The organism is Deltaproteobacteria bacterium (genome assembly GCA_016874775.1).
In the GTDB taxonomy this organism is placed as follows: domain Bacteria; phylum Desulfobacterota; class Binatia; order Bin18; family Bin18; genus VGTJ01.
This window is the reverse complement of record VGTJ01000324.1, coordinates 1-3,172: the sequence shown is the minus strand read 5'-3', so window position 1 is coordinate 3,172 and position 3,172 is coordinate 1. Positions and strand designations below refer to the sequence as shown.

The window sequence follows — 3,172 nt, the reverse complement described above, 5'->3', positions numbered from 1 at the left end:
AACGGGGCTGAACTCCGCAACAATGTGTTTGCGGGCATCGCTCGTACACGCCGCTCACCCCGGCGACTCTGGGCGTGTATCTTCGCTTCTGATTTGCCTTGGGTCCGCTAGCCCGCATGAACATTATTTATTGAAAATTCAGTAAGTGAAGTATGGAGGCCGCTGGAAGCGGTACGGCTCGACCGTTATCCATGCCATAATAGAGTCCTTCCATAAAAAAGGGGTCAACGTCTATTCGCGCCGCAGAAGCCGGATTAGTTCGTTGCAGTAGTTTGTATTTCTCATAGTCTTCGAGGAAACTTTGTCGATGGCTGTGGCAATAGAGGGCAAGCGAGAAGTGACGGCTAATAGGAAAATTGATTTCTATGCCTTCAACAGCGATTCCCAAAGTTCCGAGCAGTGGATCTGTACGTTCGTTGTGAAGAGTAACTGGGTTATCGGAAATGTAGAGGGAACCTTCATCGTCTGCCCGAAAAAGCAACCATACTTTGTCCATGAGAGGTGGCACAAACGAGACAGCATTCTGAATTATTCGAGCAGTGGACAGCTTATCCTCGTCCTCACTCCCCTTGCGCAGTTGAGGAACTTGGTCCGGGTCCTGCCCCCAAGATCGAATCTTTTCTCTGACTTGGTCGAGCATTGCATCCATGGAGACCCGAACGTGCCGAGTACGCACCATCTGAATCGCAATAAAGAGCGAAAGGATAGTCTTTTTCTCCAGGCTAAGGTGACCAATTGAGCGACGTAAGATGATTTCGTCAATTTCCGACGCGGCAACGACCTCAATTTTTCCGAGACTTGGTTCAATTGTAAGATCAATGCCGTCAATCCGAAAGTCATAAAATTCACGTTCTGCTGCAACATTGGTAATGTTCGTCTTATAGGTTCGATCGTTGCTCTTGTCATAGACATAGAGCTGATCAGAACCAGAGAGCGTGAAGTTCCGTAGCAGGAATTGCGGAACGTAGTGCTGTTTCTGAGGATGAGTCACAAAATTAAGTTGTCATTATATCCAGCTAACGCCCGAGCGCACCGCAAGCGGCCCACCCGCAGCCTTTCACGTTCATTCCTGCACGCCACAGCGCCGCGCTGCGGTGGCGCGACGGGTTAGGCAGTCTTGCCCTGCGCTATCAGTTCCTGCTCAATCTCGGCTTCAATCTCCTCTAGTGGAATCCGTTTCGTGCCCGCTGCGCGCTCCTCAAGGAAACGCTGAAATGCTTGGCTCCCTCGCAGGGTCTCAACCTCGCGCTCAAAGTCGTCTGCTTCGGCTAAGCAAAATTCTTTCCCCTCTGGGGTTACGAGCAGCACTGGCTCTTGGCTCGCCAACTTGATAACGGTTTCTAAATCCAGCGGTTCTTTGTCAAGTTCAATCGTTCTCATAGCTGTACCTCTTTGCCTTGGATCAAGAGTACATTGTGCTCTTTGTGTCCAACCGAAACAACGCTGACCGTGCTCGCAGTTTCGTTTACTTCATAGAAGACTCGATACTTGCCTACGCGCAATTCCCAAGGCGCCAGCGGATTGTCGCGCAGGGGTTTACGGTTCTTGGTCTCCTCGTGAGGTTGGTGAGTGAGCTGCTCTCGAATCCCAGCGACGATAATCTTACGCTCGAAGGCGGTGTAGTAGGCGAGGTCGCCCTTTGCCTCTTCCGTGACTTCGATTCGGTAACTTGCCATGCGAGAGAGTTTCTACGTCACCCGAGTGAAAAGCAACAAGGGAGTTGTTTACGAAACTGCCTAACGCCCCCGTTCACCGCGAACGGCCCAACCGAGACCCTTCGGAGTTTTCAGAGTCGCCACCGGGCCGCGATGCAGTGGCGCGGTGTGATACTCATCCAGGCCTCCTTTACTGCGCGTTGTAACGCGGCGGTAGGATGGCTGTATCGCAACAATCTACCCCACGAAGGAGGCCTGAATGAATTTCTATACGCAACAGCATAAACATTATTGTGGCATCGATCTACATGCGAAAGCGATGTACGTCTGCATTCTCGATCACAGTGGCACGAAACTCGTCCACAAAAATCTACCGACGACACCGGACGCATTTTTGCGAGTGATTGCTCCCTATAGAGAGGAACTCGTCGTCGGCGTGGAGTGTATGTTCACCTGGTATTGGCTCGCAGACTTGTGTCAGAAGGAAGGAATTGCTTTTGTCTTGGGGCATGCTCTCTATATGAAGGCGATTCATGGCGGCAAGGCGAAGAACGATAAAATCGATGCCCACAAGATTGCGGTCTTATTACGGGGTGGGATGATGCCCCAAGCCTATGTCTATCCGGCAGAGATGCGGGCCACGCGGGATTTACTGCGGCGGCGATCTCATCTGGCGCGGAAACGGGCCGAACTCTTAGCCCACATTCATAATACCAATAGTCAGTACAATCTCCCCGAGATCGGCAAACGACTGGCCGCCAAATCAAACCGAGAAGGCGTCGCCGACCATTTTCCTGATCCCAGTGTCCAGAAAGCCATTGAGGTCGACATTTCTCTCATTGATCATTACGACCAATTGTTGGGCGAGGTGGAACTCTATCTCACCCGTAGTGCCAAAACGCATGACGTGCAAACCTTTGCGCGGTTGCAATCGGTTCCCGGGATTGGGCAGATTCTGGCGTTGGTCATTCTCTATGAGATTCATGACATCCGTCGCTTTCCGCGCGTGCAAGATTTTGTGTCGTACTGTCGTTTGGTGAAGTGCGCCAAAGAATCCAACGGCAAACGCCTCGGTACCTCAGGCAAAAAGATTGGCAATGTGCATCTGCGCTGGGCCTTTGCGGAAGCCGCCGTACTGTTCATCCGCCAGAGTCAGCCGGGGAAAGAGTATTTTGCGAAATTAGAACAGAAACATGGCAAAGCCAAAGCCCTGACCGTGCTCGCCCACAAATTGGGCCGCGCCGTGTATTACATGCTCACGCGCGAACAGGCGTTTGACCTCAAACGCTTTGTCGCCGCGTAACCGCTGAGGGGAGAGCCCGAGCCTGGCCTGGTGCAAAGACGCCTCACGCTGCCTGTTGAAAGTGGACCTGCTTTTCTTCCGCTAGCTTGAGCTGGCGGAAGGCCTGTTGGCGTTGGGCCTGGAGCGACGGCCCCAGGTGCTGCTGGCACCACTGCCGGACTTGTGTGGTAGAAACCGTCGCCAGTGCGTCTCGAATCACTTCGGGTGTAGTGGA

General features: G+C 52.6%; 4 protein-coding genes. 1 reads left to right on the top strand and 3 read right to left on the bottom strand.

Annotated features, from left to right (window positions below; genetic code table 11):
* Positions 1–127: 127 nt before the first annotated feature.
* The 3 genes from FJ147_28065 to FJ147_28055 all read right to left on the bottom strand — a co-directional run bounded on the left by FJ147_28065 (position 128) and on the right by FJ147_28055 (position 1,676).
* A complete protein-coding gene (locus tag FJ147_28065; protein ID MBM4259739.1) occupies positions 128–991 on the bottom strand; it encodes a DUF4238 domain-containing protein in 864 nt (287 codons plus the stop codon).
* A 116-nt stretch (positions 992–1,107) separates the two neighbouring features.
* A complete protein-coding gene (locus tag FJ147_28060) occupies positions 1,108–1,380 on the bottom strand; it encodes a hypothetical protein (GenBank protein MBM4259738.1) in 273 nt (90 codons plus the stop codon).
* The gene (locus tag FJ147_28055) at positions 1,377–1,676 is read right to left on the bottom strand and encodes a type II toxin-antitoxin system RelE/ParE family toxin (protein ID MBM4259737.1); all 300 of its coding nucleotides are present in this window, start codon (positions 1,674–1,676) and stop codon (positions 1,377–1,379) included. Before FJ147_28055 ends, FJ147_28060 begins: the two co-directional genes overlap by 4 nt.
* Before the next feature lie 238 nt (positions 1,677–1,914).
* Between FJ147_28055 and FJ147_28050 the strand changes: the two genes are divergently transcribed.
* Positions 1,915–2,958 carry an IS110 family transposase gene (locus FJ147_28050; GenBank protein ID MBM4259736.1) on the top strand — a complete coding sequence of 348 codons (1,044 nt, stop codon included), beginning with the start codon at positions 1,915–1,917 and terminating at the stop codon, positions 2,956–2,958.
* Positions 2,959–3,172: the final 214 nt, after the last annotated feature.

Coding starts and splice junctions, on each gene's coding strand:
- FJ147_28060 (MBM4259738.1), bottom strand. CDS start 1,380: ATGAGAACGATTGAACTTGACAAAGAACCGCTGGATTTAGAAACCGTT.
- FJ147_28055 (MBM4259737.1), bottom strand. CDS start 1,676: ATGGCAAGTTACCGAATCGAAGTCACGGAAGAGGCAAAGGGCGACCTC.
- FJ147_28050 (MBM4259736.1), top strand. CDS start 1,915: ATGAATTTCTATACGCAACAGCATAAACATTATTGTGGCATCGATCTA.